This window comes from Pseudomonas izuensis (genome assembly GCF_009861505.1).
GTDB lineage: Bacteria > Pseudomonadota > Gammaproteobacteria > Pseudomonadales > Pseudomonadaceae > Aquipseudomonas > Aquipseudomonas izuensis.
Genome location: NZ_WTFT01000008.1, coordinates 271,555 through 290,649 on the forward strand (window position 1 = coordinate 271,555; position 19,095 = coordinate 290,649).

16 protein-coding genes are annotated in these 19,095 nt (G+C 60.1%); 6 read left to right on the forward strand and 10 right to left on the reverse strand.

Features of this window, described 5'->3' with window-relative positions; all coding sequences use genetic code 11:
• Nucleotides 1-9 precede the first annotated feature (9 nt).
• The 4 genes from thrC to xerD form a co-directional block, all read right to left on the reverse strand.
• Nucleotides 10-1,419 (reverse strand): threonine synthase, encoded by a 1,410-nt coding sequence (gene thrC, locus GPL81_RS08240; protein ID WP_160106356.1) that lies wholly within the window; start codon nucleotides 1,417-1,419, stop codon nucleotides 10-12.
• A gap of 66 nt (nucleotides 1,420-1,485) precedes the next feature.
• Entirely contained in the window at nucleotides 1,486-2,790 is a 1,305-nt protein-coding gene (locus GPL81_RS08245; RefSeq protein ID WP_096509222.1) for a homoserine dehydrogenase, read from the reverse strand.
• A 132-nt stretch (nucleotides 2,791-2,922) separates the two neighbouring features.
• Nucleotides 2,923-3,654 (reverse strand): bifunctional protein-disulfide isomerase/oxidoreductase DsbC, encoded by a 732-nt coding sequence (dsbC, locus tag GPL81_RS08250; RefSeq protein WP_096509221.1) that lies wholly within the window; start codon nucleotides 3,652-3,654, stop codon nucleotides 2,923-2,925.
• Nucleotides 3,655-3,905: 251 nt separating this feature from the next.
• Nucleotides 3,906-4,802 (reverse strand): site-specific tyrosine recombinase XerD, encoded by an 897-nt coding sequence (gene xerD / locus GPL81_RS08255; protein ID WP_096509220.1) that lies wholly within the window; start codon nucleotides 4,800-4,802, stop codon nucleotides 3,906-3,908.
• Nucleotides 4,803-4,911: 109 nt separating this feature from the next.
• Here xerD and GPL81_RS08260 point away from each other — a divergent pair, with 109 nt between their 5' ends.
• On the forward strand, nucleotides 4,912-6,735 hold the full coding sequence (locus tag GPL81_RS08260) for a cation:proton antiporter (protein ID WP_160106357.1): 1,824 nt from the start codon (nucleotides 4,912-4,914) through the stop codon (nucleotides 6,733-6,735).
• Nucleotides 6,736-6,873: 138 nt separating this feature from the next.
• Here the strand turns inward: GPL81_RS08260 and rplS are convergent, their stop codons facing one another.
• The 5 genes from rplS to ffh all read right to left on the reverse strand — a co-directional run bounded on the left by rplS (nucleotide 6,874) and on the right by ffh (nucleotide 10,445).
• A complete protein-coding gene (gene rplS, locus GPL81_RS08265; protein WP_003175895.1) occupies nucleotides 6,874-7,224 on the reverse strand; it encodes a 50S ribosomal protein L19 in 351 nt (116 codons plus the stop codon).
• 45 nt (nucleotides 7,225-7,269) lie between these two features.
• Nucleotides 7,270-8,022 carry a tRNA (guanosine(37)-N1)-methyltransferase TrmD gene (gene trmD, locus GPL81_RS08270; RefSeq protein ID WP_046820359.1) on the reverse strand — a complete coding sequence of 251 codons (753 nt, stop codon included), beginning with the start codon at nucleotides 8,020-8,022 and terminating at the stop codon, nucleotides 7,270-7,272.
• Between the two features lie 2 nt (nucleotides 8,023-8,024).
• Complete coding sequence (rimM, locus tag GPL81_RS08275) at nucleotides 8,025-8,561, reverse strand: ribosome maturation factor RimM (RefSeq protein ID WP_077046480.1); 537 nt, start codon at nucleotides 8,559-8,561, stop codon at nucleotides 8,025-8,027.
• 5 nt (nucleotides 8,562-8,566) lie between these two features.
• Complete coding sequence (gene rpsP, locus GPL81_RS08280; RefSeq protein ID WP_003198088.1) at nucleotides 8,567-8,818, reverse strand: 30S ribosomal protein S16; 252 nt, start codon at nucleotides 8,816-8,818, stop codon at nucleotides 8,567-8,569.
• Nucleotides 8,819-9,068: 250 nt separating this feature from the next.
• Entirely contained in the window at nucleotides 9,069-10,445 is a 1,377-nt protein-coding gene (gene ffh, locus GPL81_RS08285; RefSeq protein ID WP_095193056.1) for a signal recognition particle protein, read from the reverse strand.
• A 210-nt stretch (nucleotides 10,446-10,655) separates the two neighbouring features.
• On the opposite strand from ffh, the gene GPL81_RS08290 reads away from it, so the two are divergent.
• The 5 genes from GPL81_RS08290 to rlmF all read left to right on the forward strand — a co-directional run bounded on the left by GPL81_RS08290 (nucleotide 10,656) and on the right by rlmF (nucleotide 18,605).
• Complete coding sequence (locus GPL81_RS08290) at nucleotides 10,656-11,468, forward strand: cytochrome C assembly family protein (RefSeq protein WP_121104518.1); 813 nt, start codon at nucleotides 10,656-10,658, stop codon at nucleotides 11,466-11,468.
• 12 nt (nucleotides 11,469-11,480) lie between these two features.
• A complete protein-coding gene (locus tag GPL81_RS08295; protein WP_160106358.1) occupies nucleotides 11,481-12,716 on the forward strand; it encodes a transporter associated domain-containing protein in 1,236 nt (411 codons plus the stop codon).
• Between the two features lie 225 nt (nucleotides 12,717-12,941).
• Nucleotides 12,942-14,258 carry an MFS transporter gene (locus GPL81_RS08300; protein ID WP_160106359.1) on the forward strand — a complete coding sequence of 439 codons (1,317 nt, stop codon included), beginning with the start codon at nucleotides 12,942-12,944 and terminating at the stop codon, nucleotides 14,256-14,258.
• Nucleotides 14,259-14,499: 241 nt separating this feature from the next.
• Complete coding sequence (locus GPL81_RS08305; RefSeq protein ID WP_160106360.1) at nucleotides 14,500-17,346, forward strand: valine--tRNA ligase; 2,847 nt, start codon at nucleotides 14,500-14,502, stop codon at nucleotides 17,344-17,346.
• 230 nt (nucleotides 17,347-17,576) lie between these two features.
• On the forward strand, nucleotides 17,577-18,605 hold the full coding sequence (gene rlmF / locus GPL81_RS08310; RefSeq protein ID WP_160106361.1) for a 23S rRNA (adenine(1618)-N(6))-methyltransferase RlmF: 1,029 nt from the start codon (nucleotides 17,577-17,579) through the stop codon (nucleotides 18,603-18,605).
• 194 nt (nucleotides 18,606-18,799) lie between these two features.
• Here the strand turns inward: rlmF and GPL81_RS08315 are convergent, their stop codons facing one another.
• On the reverse strand, nucleotides 18,800-19,081 hold the full coding sequence (locus tag GPL81_RS08315; protein WP_003221909.1) for an HU family DNA-binding protein: 282 nt from the start codon (nucleotides 19,079-19,081) through the stop codon (nucleotides 18,800-18,802).
• Nucleotides 19,082-19,095 lie beyond the last annotated feature (14 nt).

Below are 19,095 nucleotides of genomic sequence, written 5' to 3' on the forward strand. Positions count from 1 at the left end.
TTGCCTGAGTTACAACGGCTTGCCGCGATTACCGTGCTGGCTGACGAAAGCCTGCACCGCTTTGAGGTCGTTCGGCAGCACAGTGCAACGCTCGTCGCGCTCGAACAGATCGGCAAGGTGCACAGGGAGCTCCAGTGCTTTTCCTACACCGGCTTTCTCTACGGCATCCGGGAACTTGACCGGATGGGCCGTGCCGAGGATCACCATCGGGATATCCAGGCTGCGGCGGCATTCGCGTGCGGCCTTGACGCCAATGGCGGTGTGCGGGTCCAGCACTTCACCGGTCTGCTCGTAGACTTCGGCGATGGTCTCGCAGGTTTGCGCATCATCCACGGCCAGCGAGTCAAACAGCTTGCGTGCTTCGGTCCAGCGCTCCTGCTCGACGCTGAAGCCACCGCCCTGCTTGAAGCTGTCCATCAAACCGGCAATTGCCGCGCCATTGCGACCGTGCAGGTCGAACAGCAGACGCTCGAAGTTCGACGACACCATGATGTCCATGGACGGCGACAGGGTGGCGTGCAGGGTTTCCTTGACGTACTGGTTGCCGCTCATGAAGCGGTGCAGGATGTCGTTGCGGTTGGTGGCGACGATCAACTGGTTGATCGGCAGGCCCATGTTGCGCGCCAGGTAACCGGCGAAGATGTCGCCGAAGTTGCCGGTCGGCACCGAGAACGACACCGAACGCGCCGGGCCGCCCAGCTGCAGGGCCGCGTGGAAGTAGTAAACGATCTGGGCCATGATCCGCGCCCAGTTGATCGAGTTCACCGCCACCAGGCGTGTGCCCTTGAGGAAACCCTGGTCGGCGAAACTCGCCTTGACCATTTCCTGGCAGTCATCGAAGTTGCCTTCGATGGCGATGTTGTGGATGTTCTCACCGAAAATGGTGGTCATCTGCCGACGCTGCACTTCGGACACACGGTTGTGCGGGTGCAGGATGAAGATGTCGACGTTTTCGCAGTGCTTGCAGCCTTCGATGGCGGCCGAACCGGTGTCACCGGAAGTGGCGCCAACAATCACCACGCGCTCGCCGCGCTTTTCCAGCACGTAATCGAGCAGGCGACCGAGCAGTTGCAGGGCGAAGTCCTTGAACGCCAGGGTCGGGCCGTGGAACAGCTCCAGAACCCATTCGTTGCCGTTCAGCTGACGCAGCGGCGCGACGGCGCTGTGGGCGAACACACCGTAGGTTTCTTCAAGAATCTTTTTGAAATCGGCATCAGGAATGCTGCCGGTGACGAACGGGCGCATGACGCGGAAAGCCAGCTCGTGATACGGCAGGCCGGCCCAGGAAGCGATTTCTTCCTGGGTGAAACGTGGCAGGTTTTCCGGGACGTACAAACCGCCGTCGGTGGCAAGGCCAGCCAGCAGGACGTCTTCGAAATTCAGGGCCGGTGCCTGGCCGCGGGTACTGATGTAACGCATGACTGACTCCAATGGACAGTGTTCGTAGTGCCGGGCCAGCACGCTGGCCCGGTGAACGATAACGGCTTAGTTCAGGTGCTCGACACGGATCCGTACTACCGGACCGACCACGCCCGCCAAAGCTTCCAGGGCGGCGATTGCATCATTGATGCGCTGCTCCAGCACGCGATGGGTCAGCAGGATCATTGGCACCAGGCCGTCGTGTTCCTCGACTTCCTTCTGCATGATCGACTCGATGTTGATGCCACGCTCCGACAGGATGCTCGCCACCTGGGCCAGTACGCCCGGGTGATCCTTGGCCTGAATGCGCAGGTAATAAGCGCTTTCGCAGGCTTCGATCGGCAGGATTGGATGGGCCGACAGCGAGTCCGGCTGGAAGGCCAGGTGCGGTACGCGGTTTTCCGGGTCGGAAGTCATGGCGCGAACCACGTCCACCAGGTCGGCGATCACCGACGAAGCGGTCGGTTCCATGCCGGCGCCAGCACCGTAGAACAGGGTCGAACCGGCGGCGTCGCCGTTGACCATCACTGCGTTCATCACGCCGTTGACGTTGGCGATCAGGCGATCGGCCGGAATCAGCGTCGGGTGTACGCGCAACTCGATACCGGTCGCGGTGCTGCGCGCCACGCCCAGGTGCTTGATGCGGTAGCCCAATGCTTCGGCGTAGTTCACGTCAGCGGTAGTCAGTTTGGTGATGCCTTCGGTGTAAGCCTTGTCGAACTGCAACGGAATACCGAACGCGATGGACGCCAGAATCGTCAGTTTGTGCGCCGCATCGATGCCTTCGACGTCGAAGGTCGGATCGGCTTCGGCGTAACCCAGTGCCTGGGCCTCGGCCAACACGTCTTCGAAGGTGCGACCCTTCTCGCGCATTTCCGTCAGGATGAAGTTGCCGGTGCCGTTGATGATACCGGCGACCCAGTTGATGCGGTTGGCGGACAGGCCTTCACGGATCGCCTTGATCACCGGAATACCGCCGGCCACGGCCGCTTCGAACGCAACGATCACGCCCTTTTCGCGAGCCTTGGCGAAAATTTCATTACCGTGAACGGCGATGAGCGCCTTATTCGCGGTGACCACATGCTTGCCATTCTCGATGGCCTTGAGTACCAGCTCGCGGGCAACGGTGTAGCCGCCCATCAGCTCTATGACGATGTCGATCTCAGGGTTCGTGGCCACTTCGAAGACATCGTTGGTAATCGCAATACCGGTCGTTTGGAACTGAGGCTTTGGCGTGCGAATGGCAATTTGTGCCACTTCGATTCCACGCCCGGCACGACGAGCAATTTCCTCGGCGTTGCGCTGAAGTACGTTGAAGGTACCGCCACCGACGGTCCCTAACCCACAGATGCCTACTTTGACCGGTTTCACTGTGAACTCCCCATAAAACGGCCGACTCGAGGCCGGCCGTGAAAACAGCCGCAGGTTCGCGGCTCTCTATTAATGGCCCGGCGATGTCGCTGCCGGACCATGATCGTCAAGGCTGGCCGTGACGATGCGAATTTACTTCGCGCCCAGCGCCAGTTTGGCGACTTGTGGCGCAGGCTGGTAGCCCGGAATGACCTGACCGTCAGCCAAAACGATGGCCGGTGTGCCGTTCACGCCAATCGACTGGCCGAGGGCAAACTGTTTGGAAACCGGGTTATCGCACTTGGCGGCCTTGATTTCCTTGCCGTCGACCATCTGGTCCATGGCCGCTTTCTTGTCTTTGGAGCACCACACCGCTTGCAGTTGCTCGTCGCCCGGCGAGCCCAGGCCCTGACGCGGGAACGCCACGTAACGCACTTCGATGCCGCGCTTGTTCAGCTCGGGCACTTCGGCGTGCAACTTGTGGCAGTACGGGCAGGTGGTGTCGGTGAACACCGTGATGTGCGATTTGGTTTCGCCGATGGCCGGATACACCACGGTTTCAGCGACCGGAATCTCGTTGATCAGCTTGGAGATGCCCAGGCGCTCGGTCTTCTCGGTCAGATTGACCGGTTTACCGTCCTTGAGCTGGAACATATAGCCCTGAACCACATACTGGCCGTCGGCACTGGCGTACAGCACCCGGCTGCCCTTGAGCTTGACTTCGTACAGGCCCGGCAGCGGACTGGCGGTGATGGACTCTACCGGCACTTCGAGCTGGAGGTTTTCCAGGCTTTTACGAATGGCTTTGTCGGCCGCATCATCGGCGACGGCAAAGGTGCTGACCAACGCAATGGCGGCGGCGGCGAAAATCTGGGTCAGACGCATGAGAACTCCTGAAGGCGGACAAATGGGACGATCAGAACGCCGACACCGGAACACCGGGTCATAACCGCCCATCGTGCAAACCGGCAAAGCCTACCACATAAGGCCCGTGGGGCCGAATGCCGGTGATACAAGGCATTGGCGAATGCTTTTCTGTAGGAGCGAGCCTGCTCGCGATGGCGGTGTGCCAGGCGCCATTAATGCAGGATGTGCCGACCTCATCGCGAGCAGGCTCGCTCCTACAGGGGATTTCATCAGCCACGAGGGTGGTGTTTGGCGTGCAGATCCTGCAACCGCGCCCGGGCGACATGAGTGTAGATCTGCGTAGTCGACAGATCGCTGTGCCCCAGCAGCATCTGCACCACCCGCAAGTCGGCACCGTGATTGAGCAGGTGCGTGGCGAAGGCATGGCGCAGGGTGTGCGGCGACAGCGACTTGCCGATCCCCGCAACCTTGGCCTGATGCTTGATCCGGTGCCAGAACGTCTGGCGGGTCATCTGCTCGCCGCGCTGGCTGGGAAACAGCACATCGCTGGGGCGTCCGCCGAGCAGCTCGCCACGGCCATCGCGCAGGTAACGCTCGACCCAGACAATCGCCTCCTCGCCCATCGGCACCAGACGCTCTTTGCTGCCCTTGCCCATCACCCGCAGCACGCCCTGGCGAAGGTTGACCTGCTCCAGTGTCAAGCTGATCAGCTCGGTCACCCGCAAACCGCAAGCGTACAACACCTCAAGCATGGCCCGATCGCGCTGCCCGATCGCCTCGCTTAAATCCGGTGCTGCCAGCAAGGCCTCGACATCCGCTTCCGACAAGGATTTGGGCAACGGCCTGCCAAGCTGCGGCATGTCGACGCGAAGCGTCGGATCGACAGCGATTAACTTTTCCCGCAACAAATAGCGATAGAACCCCCGCACCCCCGAGAGAAATCGCGCAGTTGAACGGGGTTTGTAGTTTTGCTCCACACGCCAGGCCAGGTGATCGAGGATCAACTCCCGACCCGCACTGGCCAGCTCCAGACCTTTTTCCTGCAACCAACCGTGGAACAGCGCGAGGTCACTGCGATAGGCATCGCGGGTATTGTCGGAAAGACCTTTCTCCAGCCACAGGGCGTCGAGGAACTGGTCTATCAAAGGATGATCGATGGCAGGCATGGGCACTCAAGGCGCGCAGCTTTGATACTGCGCGCTAAAAATCAGCGTGAACGGTAGAAACGGCCGCTAGTCTTTCATAGCCCGCTATTTCAAGGAACAGGGAACGGCAATGAGCGAACAGCAGATTTTATTGGCGTTTGGCGGTATTGGTGCCGCTGCGTTGGGTTGCCAGTGGCTGGCCTGGCGCTTGAAGCTGCCGGCGATTCTGTTTCTGTTATTGACCGGCATTCTGGTGGGTCCCGTTTTGCACTGGCTCGATCCGCAGGAAATGTTCGGTCCCTTGCTGATGCCACTGGTATCCCTGGCGGTGGCGCTGATTCTGTTCGAGGGCAGCCTGACCCTGCATTTGTCGGAATGGCGCGAGATTGGCAGCGTGGTTCGTCGCCTGGTCACCCTGGGCGCCCTCTCGACCTGGGTGGTCATCGCCCTGGCCACTCACTGGTTGCTGGGGTTCGACTGGATGCTGGCCACTTTGTTCGGCAGCCTGACCCTGGTCACCGGACCGACCGTCATCGTGCCAATGCTGCGAGTCGTGCGCCCGAAAGCATCGATTGCCAATATCCTGCGCTGGGAAGGCATTGTCATCGACCCGATCGGCGCCCTGCTGGCGGTAGTGGTCTATAGCTTCATCATTGCCAGCGCCGAGGGTAACGGCCTGACGCAAAGCCTGCTGACCTTTGGCGGGGTGATTCTGTGCGGCAGCCTGTACGGCATTCTTGGCGGCTGGGTACTGGGTACGATCATTCGTCGGCATTGGCTGCCGGAGTATTTGCACAATCTGGCTTCGCTTGCGGCTGTACTGGGCATCTTTATTGCGGCCAGCGAAACGATGAATGAATCCGGCCTGCTGGCGGTGACGTTGATGGGCATGTGGCTGGCCAACATGAAAGGCGTAGACGTGCGGCATATCCTGCACTTCAAGGAAAACCTCAGCGTCCTGCTGATTTCCGGGTTGTTCATCTTGCTGGCAGCGCGTCTGGACCTGAATGCCTTGATCGCTCTCGGGCCGCTTGTACTAATTCTGCTTCTGATCATTCAGTTCATTGCCCGCCCCCTGAACGTGTTGCTGTGCACGGCCGGCTCCAGCCTGGGCTGGCGCGAGCGGGCACTCCTGGCATGGATTGCGCCCCGCGGCATTGTCGCGGCTGCGGTATCGGCCATCTTCGCCATTCGCCTGGATGAGGCAGGGCACCAAGGGGCGCTACTGCTGGTACCCCTGACCTTTGCAGTGATCATCGGCACGGTGGTATTGCAAAGCGCCACGGCGCGACCACTGGCGCGCATGCTCAATGTTGCGGAACCGGCGCCAAGCGGCTTTCTGATCATCGGCGCCAATGGCCCTGCACGGACACTGGGCAAGGCATTGCAACTGCTGGGCATCCGGGTGCTGCTGACCGACTCGAGCTGGGAAAATATCCGGGCGGCGCGCATGGAAGGGTTGCCCACCTACTTTGGTAATCCGGCTTCACAACATGCCGACGCGCATCTGGACCTGGTGGGGCTTGGCCATTTGCTGGCACTGTCTCCTTCAGGCGAAATGAACACCTTGGCATTGATGCGTTTTCGTCACGAGTTTGGCCATCAACGGATGTTCGGTTTGGCCAGCGGCCAGGAAAGCCGTCGCTCGGACAAGCATCGAACCAGCCTGGAGCATCGCGGCAATCAACTGGGCAGCGAGGCGCTGAGCTACGGGAAATTCGCCAGCCAACTGAGTCAGGGTGCCGAGCTGTACAACACAACACTGAAGGAAGGTTTCGGTTGGGACGATTATCAGGCACCGCATGGTGTTCGCGCGACGCTGCTGTTCATGCGTGACAACAACGGCTGGGTGCATGTGGTGACGCCGGATAGCACGCACAAGCCTGGGGCGGGATGGACGTTGCTGGCGCTGATTCAACCCCAGAACGGTGGTGCCGACCGTACGCCCCTGTAGGAGCTGGCTTGCCAGCGAAGGATGTTTCGACTGACACACCGCCTTCGCTGGCAAGCCAGCTCCTACAGGGGGCGGGACAAATCGCGGGCAACAAAAAAGCAGCCCGTAGGCTGCTTTTTTCTGCATCGGAAGCTGGACTTAAGCCAGTTTTTCCTTGATGCGAGCTGCTTTACCAGACAGGTCACGCAGGTAGTACAGCTTGGCTTTACGTACGTCACCGCGACGTTTAACGGCCATGCTGTCGATTTGCGGGCTGTAGGTCTGGAAAGTACGTTCTACGCCAACACCGTTGGAGATTTTACGAACGGTGAATGCACTGTTTACGCCGCGGTTACGCTTGGCGATAACAACACCTTCGAACGCTTGCAGACGCGAACGGTCGCCTTCCTTCACTTTCACCTGAACGACAATGGTGTCGCCCGGGGCAAAGGTAGGGATCTCTTTGGTCATCTGCTCTGCTTCGAGTGCAAGGATGATTTTGTTAGTCATGCTGTGCTCCTAAGGTAAATCGTCGGATCTACCATCGATACGTTGTTAACTATCGTCCCGCTCGCGGATGTATTCCTCGAGCAGCTTCTTCTCTTCTCCAGAAAGCGAGCGGCTTTCCAGAAGATCGGCGCGTCGTTCATAGGTCCGACCAAGGGACTGCTGTAAACGCCAACGCCGGATGTGCGCGTGATTGCCACTTAGCAATACGTCGGGAACACGCTGATCCGCATACACCTCCGGTCGGGTGTAATGCGGGCAATCCAGCAAACCATCCGTAAAGGAATCTTCCTCGGCGGAGTCCGCATGCCCTAAAGCTCCAGGCAGCAGTCGTGTAACCGCATCGATCAGGACCATCGCCGGCAGCTCGCCGCCAGACAGTACATAGTCGCCAATCGACCACTCTTCATCGACATGAGCATCAATAAAACGCTCGTCAATGCCTTCATAGCGGCCGGCAATCAGGATCAATGCATCCAGATTCGCCAACTCGCGTACCGCCGACTGAGTCAGTTGGCGGCCTTGGGGCGACAGGTAAATCACCTTCGCGCCCTCCCCGGCGACTGCCTTGGCCTGAACCAGAGCATCTTCCAGGGGCTTGATCTTCATCACCATGCCCGGACCACCGCCAAATGGGCGATCATCCACAGTGTGATGTCGATCCGTCGTGTAGTCTCGCGGGTTCCAACAGGTGAGCTGCAAGAGCCCCTGTTTCACCGCCCGACTGGTGATGCCGTACTCGCTGATGGCGGAGAACATCTCGGGAAACAAACTGATCACTTCTACGCGCAAATTAGCCACGCTTAGAAGTCCGCATCCCAATCCACCTTCATCTCGCCTGCGACCAGGTCGACAGCCAACACGCATTGCTCCGTATAGGGCAACAGGCGTTCGCGATCATCCAGGCTGCCAGCGCAAGGCTTGACCACCATTACATCATTCGAGCCGGTCTCCAGCAGGTGATCGATCTTCCCGAACAGTTGCCCGAGGGTGTCGATGACCTTGAGACCTTCCAGCTGGTACCAGTAGTACTCGCCGTCGGTCAGTTCAGGGAACAGGTTGCGCGGCACGCAGATCTCATAACCGGCCAGAAGACGAGCTTCTTCACGGTCATCGAGACCCTTGAGCTTTGCGACCAGGAACTTGTCGTTCCCGCGTCCGCTGACCAGCTCTACCTGCTTTACATTACCGTCACGCTTGAGCGTCCAGGTTTTGTAGTCCAGCAGGTTTTTAATCGGATCAGTAAAGGAATACACCTTCACTTCGCCGCGAACGCCGTGAACAGAGTAAATTTTGCCGATAACGATCAAATCATCAGCAACAGCTGGCGTCGCGTTCATATTGCTCAGGCCGCAGCCTTAGCAGATTCCTTCAACAACTGAGCAACGCGCTCAGAAGGTTGTGCACCAACGCTCAGCCAGTAGGCAACGCGCTCTTGGTTCACGGACAGACGGACTTCCTGACCACGAGCAACAGGGTTGAAGAAACCAACCTGTTCCTTGTGCGAACCGTCGCGCGGGTTGCGGCTGTCGGTTACGGTCAAGTGGTAAAACGGGCGCTTTTTGGAGCCGCCAAGGGCAAGACGGATTGTTAGCATGTGAACATCGTTCCTGTAGTCGGTGCTGCAAATCTAAAGGCACAGCGGGCATGGGTGCCCGAAAGGCCGCATATTCTAAGGAATATCCGGACTTTTGCAAATGACTTTTTCCGGCGACCTTTCGGCCGCCATCCAGATTTGCTATAGAGCCGTCGGTAAAAACGGCCGGTCAGCTCCCGCCAAGTGCGGGTTTGCTGGAGATCCCGCTTCCTTGCGGGTCTGCGCCGGTACGATGACCGGCGCGGATTCTTTACATTTTGGGCATGCCGCCGCCGGGCAACATACCGCCCATGCCGCGCATCATTTTGGCCATCCCGCCTTTGGCGGAGAATTTCTTCATCATCTTCTGCATCTGCTTGTGCTGCTTGATCAAGCGACCGATGTCCTGCACCTGAGTGCCGGAACCCATGGCGATACGACGCTTGCGCGAACCACTGATCAGCTCAGGGTCACGACGCTCGGCCGGGGTCATGGAGTTGATGATGGCCTCCATCTGCTTGAACTGCTTCTCTGCCGCACTCTGGGCATTGCCCATCTGCGCCAGGTTCACACCGCCCATGTTCGGCAGTTTGTCCATGAGGCCGCCGAGGCCGCCCATGTTCTTCATTTGTTGCAGCTGATCGCGGAAGTCCTCGAGGTCGAAGCCCTTGCCCTTCTTCAGCTTCTTGGCCAGCTTGTCGGCCTTGTCCTTGTCGAGGGTCGCTTCCGCCTGTTCGATCAGACTGAGTACGTCGCCCATGCCGAGGATGCGCGAAGCAATACGCTCAGGGTGGAACGGGTCGAGCGCTTCACTCTTCTCGCCCATACCGATGAACTTGATCGGCTTGCCGGTAATGGCGCGAACCGACAGGGCGGCACCGCCACGGGCATCGCCGTCGACCTTGGTCAGGATCACACCGGTCAATGGCAGTGCATCACCGAAGGCCTTGGCCGTGTTGGCGGCATCCTGGCCGGTCATGGCATCGACCACGAACAGGGTTTCGACCGGGTTGATCGCGGCGTGCAGGGCCTTGATCTCGCCCATCATCTCTTCGTCGATGTGCAGGCGACCGGCGGTATCGACGATGACCACGTCGATGAATTTGAGTTTTGCTTCCTTAATAGCCGCCTGGGCGATGTCGACCGGCTTCTGGCTCAGGTCGGACGGGAAGAATGTCACGCCGATGTCGCTGGCCAGGGTTTCCAGCTGCTTGATCGCCGCCGGACGGTACACGTCCGCGGACACGACCATGACCGACTTTTTCTTGCGCTCTTTAAGGAAGCGCGCAAGTTTGCCGGCGGTGGTGGTTTTACCGGCGCCCTGCAAACCGGCCATCAGGATGACGGCGGGTGGAACGGCACTCAGGTTCAGGTCTTCGTTGGCCGCGCCCATCAGGCTTTCGAGTTCGGCCTGGACGATCTTCACGAAGGCCTGGCCCGGAGTCAGGCTACGCGACACCTCGGTGCCGACGGCGCGCTCCTTGACCGAATTGACGAAGTCCTTCACCACCGGCAAGGCGACGTCGGCTTCGAGCAACGCCATACGCACTTCGCGCAGGGTGTCTTTGATGTTGTCCTCGGTCAGCTTGGCCTTGCCGGTGACATGGCGCAGCGTCTGCGAGAGACGGTCGGTTAAGTTTTCAAACATTGCGCGATCCTTTCAGGCCCTGTGTAGACCGGGATAATGGCGGCCCGAACCGGACTAAACATGTGCTCGGCGAGCCTGCGGCGTGGGCAGGTCGCGGATTATAGCGAAGACTGCGTCTGGCGGACACCTCGCCGTCAGCTTGTCTGGTCTTTCGTGCCGCGTGGGTTCTATGCCAAACTCAGCGCCTTTCGGGCTTGCCTAACAGGACTTATGCTCCCCTTGTCACCGAGTTTGCTAACCACCCTCGCCGCCGCCTGTTTATATGCCGCTGCGACTTTCTATCAAGGCACGCGTCTGGCCGCCTGCGCCAAGGCGAACAAACGCCTGTTGGTCACGCTGGGCGTCCTGGCCGTGCTGGCCCATGGCGCCAGCCTGGTCACCCACCTGATGACGCCGATCGGCCTGGGACTGGATTTCTTCAGTGCCGCCAGCCTGATTGCCGCTGCGGTCATCGCCCTGACCCTGCTGGCCTGCTCACGCATCCCGGTGGAAAACCTGCTGGTCCTGCTGTTCCCGCTTGGGGCCGCGACGGTGCTGCTGGCCCAATTCGCCCCTGCCGGTACCGTGCAGATCATTGACGAGGAGCCCGGCATCCTCGCCCACATCTTGCTGTCGATTCTCGCCTACGGCATGTTCACCATTGCGGTGTTCCAGGCCTTGCTGCTGCTGGTTCAAGACCATCAGCTCAAGCACAAGCACCCGTCCGGGCTGATCAAGAACTTCCCGCCACTGCAAACCATGGAAAGCCTGCTGTTCGGTTTCCTCTGGGCCGGCTGGACCCTGCTGTCGATGTCACTGATCTCGGGGTGGTTGTTCGTCGACAACCTGTTCGCCCAGCACCTGGTGCACAAAACCTTGCTGGCCTGTCTGGCCTGGGTCGTCTTCAGCGTGTTGCTCTGGGGGCGTAACCGTCTCGGCTGGCGCGGTCACAAAGCCATTCGCTGGACCCTTGCCGGTTTCTGCCTGCTGATGCTGGCGTATTTCGGCAGCAAGCTGGTCCGTGAATACATCCTGCACATCTGACGGGCGGCATTTATGGACGACTTGCCCTTAGGGCCGATGCTCGCTGTAGTGGTCTTGCTGATTTTGTGGTCGGGCCTGTTTTCCGCCATTGAATCCGCGCACCAGCATTTGCTGGCCAAACGCATGGCTTCGCGCTCCAGCGACAAGCCGCCGGCCCGATTGAGCTTCCCGCTCAATAGCCTGATCTTCTGCAATACCCTGTGCCGCACGCTGGTTGTCGTCCTCTGTACCTTGCTGGCGATTTTCACCTGGGCCGAAAACGGTCCATGGATTGCCTGTCTCGGTGCAGGTGCCATTGTCCTGGTGTTCGCCGACTACCTGCCCCGTGCCCTCGCCGTCCGCCACCCGGATGCGATCCTGGCCCTGGGCAACACCTTGCTTCCCGTGCCTTTGAAAATCATCTATCCGGCCGCCTGGCTGCTCAATGCCATCAGCCAACTGCTGGTGCGGCCATTGGCCCGCAAAGTCAAAGTGGTGCAACAGAGCGAAGACGAAGCACCGAAGGAACGGCAGGACGATCACGAACCCGCCGTCTGCCGCCCGCACTCGCTGCCTGGCATCCATGCGCTGGACAACATCACGGTCAACGACATTCTGGTCCCGCGCAGTGAAGTCGACGGGATCAACCTCGACGACCCTATCGAAGAAATCATCGAGCAACTGCGCCATAACAAGCGCACACGGCTACCGGTGTTCCACAGTGATATCAACCAGGTCGAAGCGGTGCTCAACACCCGGCAAATCGGCCATTTGCTCCCCGATGCCAGCCTGACCCTGGAAGCACTGGTCGAGGCCAGCCGCGAACCTTACTTCGTCCCCGAAAGCACGCCGCTGCAACTGCAGCTGCTGAACTTCCATAAACAGCAGCGACGCCTGGGCATGGTGGTCGACGAGTACGGCGAAGTGCTAGGCATCGTGACCCTTGAAGATATTCTCGAGGAAATCGTCGGCGAGTTCGAAAGCCAGCAAAGCCTGAACAACCCGCATATCCATCCACAGGCCGACGGGCGCCTGGTGATCGATGGCGCCGCGTCGATCCGCGACCTGAACAAGAGCCTCGGCTGGCATTTGCCAAGCGATGGGCCGAAAACCCTCAACGGCTTGGTGACCGAAGCGCTGGAAACCATTCCCGATAGCGCGGTCTGCCTGAAGATCGGTCGTTATCGACTGGAAATTCTTGAAACAGAAGAAAATCGTGTGACTCGGGTGCTGATCTGGCATACAGCCACCGCGAAACCCGCTGCCTGAAATCATCGTCCTGTAGGAGCCGGCTTGCTGGCGATAGCAATTTCAAGTGCGCCTTCGCCAGCAAGCCGGCTCCTACAGTAGCGTCGATGACCGTGGCATAATCGAGCCGCTTACCCAAGCCACCCTCCCCCCGTGCTACCCGCACTCTGTTTCAAACCCACATCCCTGGGTGTTCGACCATAATAATTCGCTCCACTGGGGCACATGACTGTCAGGGATAACCGCATGACGACCAGCACGACTTACAGCGATTCCACACCCGCGCAACCGACCAACTCCGCCACCCGCGTGGCCACGGCGAGTTTCATCGGCACTGCGATCGAGTTCTACGATTTCTACGTCTACGCCACTGCTGCGGCGCTGGTCATCGGTCCGGTGTTCTTTCCGCAGACCTCCGGCACGGCGCAGATGCTTTCGGCCTTCCTCACCTTCGGCATCGCATTTCTCGCCCGCCCCCTGGGTTCGGCGCTGTTCGGTCATTTTGGCGACCGCATCGGCCGAAAATCGACACTGGTGGCCTCCCTCCTGCTGATGGGCGTGTGCACCACGTTGATCGGCGTGCTACCGGGCTACGACAGTATTGGGGCCTGGGCGCCGATCCTGCTCTGCGTGCTGCGTTTCGGCCAGGGCCTTGGCCTGGGCGGCGAATGGGGCGGCGCCGCGTTGCTGGCCACGGAGAATGCGCCCAAGGGCAAGCGCGCCTGGTTCGGCATGTTCCCGCAGCTTGGACCCTCCATCGGCTTTCTCGCGGCCAACGGCCTGTTCCTGACGCTGGCCATGACCTTGAACGACGAACAGTTCCGCTCCTGGGGTTGGCGCATTCCGTTCCTGCTCAGCGCCGCGCTGGTGATGGTCGGCCTTTACGTGCGCCTCAAGCTTCACGAAACGCCGGTGTTCGCCAACGCCGTGGCTCGCGAGGAGCGAGTGAAGATCCCGCTGATCGAGTTGTTCAGCCAATACTGGCTGCCCGTGTTGCTGGGGGCCGGTGCGATGGTCGTGTGTTACGCGCTGTTCTACATTTCCACCGTGTTCTCGCTCAGCTATGGCGTGGCGACACTCGGCTACAGCCGTGAAACCTTCCTCGGCCTCCTGTGTTTTGCCGTACTGTTCATGGCCGCCGCCACGCCACTGTCGGCCTGGGCCAGCGACCGCTTCGGGCGCAAACCGGTGTTGATCATTGGCGGCGTACTGGCGGTTCTCTCCGGGTTCCTGATGGAACCGCTGCTGACCCTGGGCTCGACCTGGGGCGTGGCGCTGTTCCTGTGCATCGAACTGTTTCTGATGGGCGTGACCTTCGCACCGATGGGCGCACTGCTGCCGGAGCTGTTTCCGACCCACGTGCGTTACACCGGCGCATCCGCAGCCTACAACCTGGGCGGGATTGTCGGCGCTTCGGCGGCGCCGTTCTTCGCGCAGAAACTGGTGGCGATGGGTGGTTTGAGCTATGTGGGTGGGTATGTGTCCGCGGCGGCGGTGCTGAGCTTGATGGCGGTGCTGTGCCTGAAGGAAACACGGCATAACGATTTGAATCGGGTTGCCTGATCGATCGCTATCGCGGGCAAGCCTTGCTCCCACAGGATTAGTGTCGCACCGTAATTTTGTGGTCGACCCTAACCCCGTGGGAGCAAGGCTTGCCCGCGATGGCTTTCTCACTGGTAAAACACATCCCCGACCAGTTGCGAATTTTCCCCCATCCATTGGCCCCTCGCTCTACGCGTAACACTTTATCCCCGCTATACTCATCGGCTTTTCCTGAATAAATGCCAATAGGGTCCCGCCGCGCATGGATAAGACCTACCAGCCGCACGCCATTGAAACTTCCTGGTACAACACCTGGGAGTCCGAGAATTACTTCGCCCCGCAAGGCGCGGGCGAGTCCTACACCATCATGATCCCGCCGCCGAACGTCACCGGCAGCCTGCACATGGGTCACGGCTTCAACAACGCGATCATGGACGCCCTGATCCGTTTCCGCCGCATGCAGGGTCGCAACACCCTGTGGCAACCGGGCACCGACCACGCCGGTATCGCCACGCAAATGCTGGTGGAGCGTCAACTCGAAGCCCAGGGCCAGAATCGCCATGACCTGGGCCGCGACAAATTCCTTGAGAAAGTCTGGGAGTGGAAGGATCAGTCCGGCGGCAACATCAGCCGTCAGATCCGCCGCCTCGGCTCGTCCGTGGACTGGAGCCGCGAGCGCTTCACCATGGACGACGGCCTTTCCGAAGCCGTTAAAGAAGCCTTCGTGCGCTTGCACGAGGACGGCTTGATCTACCGCGGCAAGCGTCTGGTCAACTGGGACACCAAGCTGCACACGGCGATTTCCGACCTTGAAGTGGAAAACCACGACGAGAAGGGCTTCCTGTGGAACCTGAAATATCCGCTGGCCGACGGCGCCAAGACCGCTGAAGGCAACGACTACCTGATCGTCGCGACCACGCGTCCGGAAACCATGCTCGGCGACTCCGCCGTGGCCGTTAACCCGAACGACGAACGTTACAAGGCCCTGATCGGCAAGTTTGTCGAGCTGCCGCTGGTCGGCCGCCGCATCCCGATCATCGCCGACGACTACTGCGACCCTGAATTCGGCACCGGCTGCGTGAAGATCACCCCGGCCCACGATTTCAACGACTACGAAGTCGGCAAGCGCCACAACCTGCCGCTGCTGAACATCTTCGACAAGAACGCCAACGTCCTGTCGGCCGCCCAGGCGTTCAACCTCGACGGTACGCTGAACGACAGCATCGACGGCAAGATCCCGGCCGAATACGCAGGCCTCGAGCGTTTCGAAGCACGCAAGCAGATCGTCGCTGCGTTCGAGGCTGCCGGCCTGCTGGTCAGCGTCAACGATCACGCCCTGAAAGTGCCGAAAGGCGACCGTTCCGGCACCATCATCGAGCCGTGGCTGACCGACCAGTGGTACGTATCCACCAAGCCATTGGCCGAGCCTGCGATTGCCGCCGTTGAAGATGGCCGCATCCAGTTCGTGCCGAAACAGTACGAAAACATGTACTTCTCCTGGATGCGCGACATCCAGGATTGGTGCATCAGCCGCCAGCTGTGGTGGGGCCACCGCATTCCGGCCTGGTACGACGAGTCGGGCAAGGTCTACGTCGGTCGCGACGAAGCCGAAGTACGTGCCAAGCACAACCTCGGTCCGGACGTTGCGCTGCAGCAGGACAACGACGTACTCGACACCTGGTTCAGCTCGGGCTTGTGGACCTTCTCCACCCTGGGCTGGCCGGAAAAAACCGAGTTCCTGAAGAAATTCCACTCCACCGACGTGCTGGTCACCGGTTTCGACATCATTTTCTTCTGGGTTGCCCGGATGATCATGCTGACGATGCACCTGATCAAAAACGAGGACGGCACCCCGCAAGTACCGTTCAAGACTGTCTACGTGCACGGTCTGGTGCGTGATGGCCAGGGCCAGAAGATGTCCAAGTCCAAGGGCAACGTCCTGGACCCGCTGGACATCATCGACGGGATCGAGCTCGAAACCCTGGTGCAGAAGCGCACCTCGGGCCTGATGCAGCCGAAACTGGCGAAGAAGATCGAGAAAGCGACCCGCGACGAGTTCGCCGAGGGCATTGCCAGCTACGGCACCGACGCCCTACGCTTCACCTTCTGCTCGCTGGCGTCCACCGGTCGCGACATCAAGTTCGACATGGGCCGCGTCGAAGGCTATCGCAACTTCTGCAACAAGATCTGGAACGCCGCGCGCTACGTGCTGGACAAGGGCGAAGACTGCGGCCAGAACGGCGAAGCCTATGAGCTCTCGCTGGCCGACCGCTGGATCATTTCGCAACTGCAACGCACCGAAGCCGAAGTGACCCGTCAGCTCGACCAGTTCCGCTTCGACCTGGCCGCGCAAGCCTTGTACGAGTTCATCTGGAACCAGTATTGCGACTGGTACCTGGAACTCTCCAAGCCTGTGCTGTGGGACGAAAATGCGCCGATCGAACGTCAGCGCGGCACCCGCCGCACCCTGGTTCGCGTACTGGAAGTGGCCCTGCGCCTGGCGCACCCGTTCATGCCGTTCATCACCGAAGAAATCTGGCAGCGCATCGCGCCGCTGGCCGGTATCGAAGGCAAGACGATCATGCTGCAGCCTTGGCCAGTGGCCAACGAAGCACGCATCGATCAGGCCGCCGAGGACGACATCGAATGGCTCAAGGGCCTGATGCTCGGCACACGCAACATCCGTGGCGAAATGAACATCGGCCCGGGCAAACCGCTGCCGCTGTTCCTGAAGAACGTCAGCGCCGAAGATCAGCGCCGCCTGACCGAAAACGAGGCATTGCTGAAGAAACTGGCACGCCTCGAATCGATCACAGTCCTGGCTGCCGGCGAAGAAGCACCGTTGTCCGCCACCGCACTGGTTGGTGAGATGGAAGTGCTGGTGCCGATGGCCGGCCTGATCGACAAAGGTGCGGAACTGGCGCGCCTGGACAAGGAAATCCAGCGTCTGCAAGGCGAAGTGCAGCGTGTGGGTGGCAAGCTGTCCAACGCCGGTTTCGTCGACAAGGCGCCGGCCGAAGTCATCGACAAGGAACGCGCCAAACTGGCCGAGGCCGAACAGGCTTTGGGTAAGTTGGCGGAGCAGCATGCGCGGATTGCCAGCCTGTAACGGCAAATCGCAATGAAACAGGGAGGCCCATGTGGCCTCCTTTTTTTATTCAAAAACTCCAACATCCGCTGTAGGAGTGAGCCTGCTCGCGATTGCGTTATGCCGGTCGCCATCGCCATTGACTGATCCACCGCTATCGCGAGCAGGCTCACTCCTACAATTGGTCGGTGTTGCCCATAGATGTGGGACAATGCCCGCCACTTTCAGCCATGCCCGAATCGACCACGCCCATGAACACCCCTCGTACACCCAAATCTGCGCGCAAGAAGCCTGACACCGCGACCCCGGCCAAAGCCGTGGAACCGCGTGAAAAGGCCAGCCTGCACCCGCGCAATCGCCATCAGGGTCGTTACGACTTCCCGGCGCTAATCAAAAGCACGCCGGAACTGGCGAAGTTCGTGATCATCAATCCGTATGGCAAGGAAAGTATCGACTTCGCCAGCCCGGATGCGGTGCGGGTGTTCAACCGGGCGCTGCTCAAGTCGTTCTACGGCATCGCCCATTGGGACATTCCCGCCGACTACCTGTGCCCGCCGGTTCCGGGTCGGGCGGACTACGTACATTTCCTCGCCGACCTGCTGGCCAGCGGCAATGACGGTGTGATCCCCCGTGGGGCGGCAGTGAAGGTGCTGGACGTCGGCATGGGCGCCAACTGTGTGTATCCGCTGATCGGTCACAGCGACTACCGCTGGCAGTTCCTTGGCTCGGAAATCGACGCCACCGCCATTGCCGCAGCCAGGGCCATCATCCAGTCCAATGGCTTGAACAAGGCCATCCAGATTCGCCAGCAAGGCAACCGCAAACAGATCCTGCTGGGCTTGCTGGAGAGCACCGAACGCTTTGACCTGACAATGTGCAACCCACCGTTCCACTCGTCCCTGGAAGAAGCCACACGCGGCAGCAGCCGCAAATGGCGCGCGCTGGGCAAGGCCGATCCGAAACGAAAATTGCCGGTGCTGAATTTCGGCGGTCAGGCGGCCGAGTTGTGGTGCGAGGGTGGCGAGGCGCGATTCGTTACGCAATTGATCGGCGAGAGCGCTCAGGTGGGTCAGCAGGTGCTGTGGTTCAGTACCCTGGTGTCCAAAGCTTCGAATCTGCCGGCGATCCAGACGGCGCTGAAAAAGGCCGGCGCACTGCAAAGCCAGGTGGTGGAAATGTCCCAGGGCCAGAAGCAGAGCCGTTTCGTGGCGTGGACGTTCCAGACTCCAGCCCAGCAGCAGGTTTGGCGCGAGCGTTGGGCGCAAAACCCGGGCAAGTAACTCAGCCCCCTGTAGGAGCGAGCCTGCTCGCGATGGCGTTGGATCGGACAACATCAATGTGTCTGTCAGACCGCTATCGCGAGCAGGCTCGCTCCTACAGGGGTTAGGGGAATGCTCGCGGGACAATCAAGAATCGCAGGCACAAAAAAACCGTGCCCGGATTGCTCCGGCGCACGGTTTTTTTTCACTGCGTCTTACTTGTTCACAGCGTCGGTCAGGCCTTTGGCCACAACCAGCTTGATCACTTTCTTGGCAGGGATTTCGATGGCAGCACCAGTCGAAGGGTTACGGCCGGTACGGGCAGGACGCTCAGTCACTTTCAGCTTGCCGATGCCTGGCAAAGTGATTTCGCCGCCGTTTTCCAGCTGATCGGCAACGATTTGGCCCAGTTGGTCCAGAGCGTTACGCGCGGTGGTTTTTGGCGCGTCGATAGCTTCAGCGATGTCGGCGATCAGTTGGTCTTTAGTAAGAGCCATTTAGTGTTCCTTCC

Bases quoted from the DNA above. Each gene is read 5' to 3' on its own strand.
- thrC (WP_160106356.1), bottom strand. From the start codon at position 1,419: ATGCGTTACATCAGTACCCGCGGCCAGGCACCGGCCCTGAATTTCGAA.
- dsbC (WP_096509221.1), bottom strand. From the start codon at position 3,654: ATGCGTCTGACCCAGATTTTCGCCGCCGCCGCCATTGCGTTGGTCAGC.
- xerD (WP_096509220.1), bottom strand. From the start codon at position 4,802: ATGCCTGCCATCGATCATCCTTTGATAGACCAGTTCCTCGACGCCCTG.
- GPL81_RS08260 (WP_160106357.1), top strand. From the start codon at position 4,912: ATGAGCGAACAGCAGATTTTATTGGCGTTTGGCGGTATTGGTGCCGCT.
- rplS (WP_003175895.1), bottom strand. From the start codon at position 7,224: ATGACTAACAAAATCATCCTTGCACTCGAAGCAGAGCAGATGACCAAA.
- rimM (WP_077046480.1), bottom strand. From the start codon at position 8,561: ATGAACGCGACGCCAGCTGTTGCTGATGATTTGATCGTTATCGGCAAA.
- rpsP (WP_003198088.1), bottom strand. From the start codon at position 8,818: ATGCTAACAATCCGTCTTGCCCTTGGCGGCTCCAAAAAGCGCCCGTTT.
- ffh (WP_095193056.1), bottom strand. From the start codon at position 10,445: ATGTTTGAAAACTTAACCGACCGTCTCTCGCAGACGCTGCGCCATGTC.
- GPL81_RS08290 (WP_121104518.1), top strand. From the start codon at position 10,656: ATGCTCCCCTTGTCACCGAGTTTGCTAACCACCCTCGCCGCCGCCTGT.
- GPL81_RS08295 (WP_160106358.1), top strand. From the start codon at position 11,481: ATGGACGACTTGCCCTTAGGGCCGATGCTCGCTGTAGTGGTCTTGCTG.
- GPL81_RS08300 (WP_160106359.1), top strand. From the start codon at position 12,942: ATGACGACCAGCACGACTTACAGCGATTCCACACCCGCGCAACCGACC.
- GPL81_RS08305 (WP_160106360.1), top strand. From the start codon at position 14,500: ATGGATAAGACCTACCAGCCGCACGCCATTGAAACTTCCTGGTACAAC.
- rlmF (WP_160106361.1), top strand. From the start codon at position 17,577: ATGAACACCCCTCGTACACCCAAATCTGCGCGCAAGAAGCCTGACACC.
- GPL81_RS08315 (WP_003221909.1), bottom strand. From the start codon at position 19,081: ATGGCTCTTACTAAAGACCAACTGATCGCCGACATCGCTGAAGCTATC.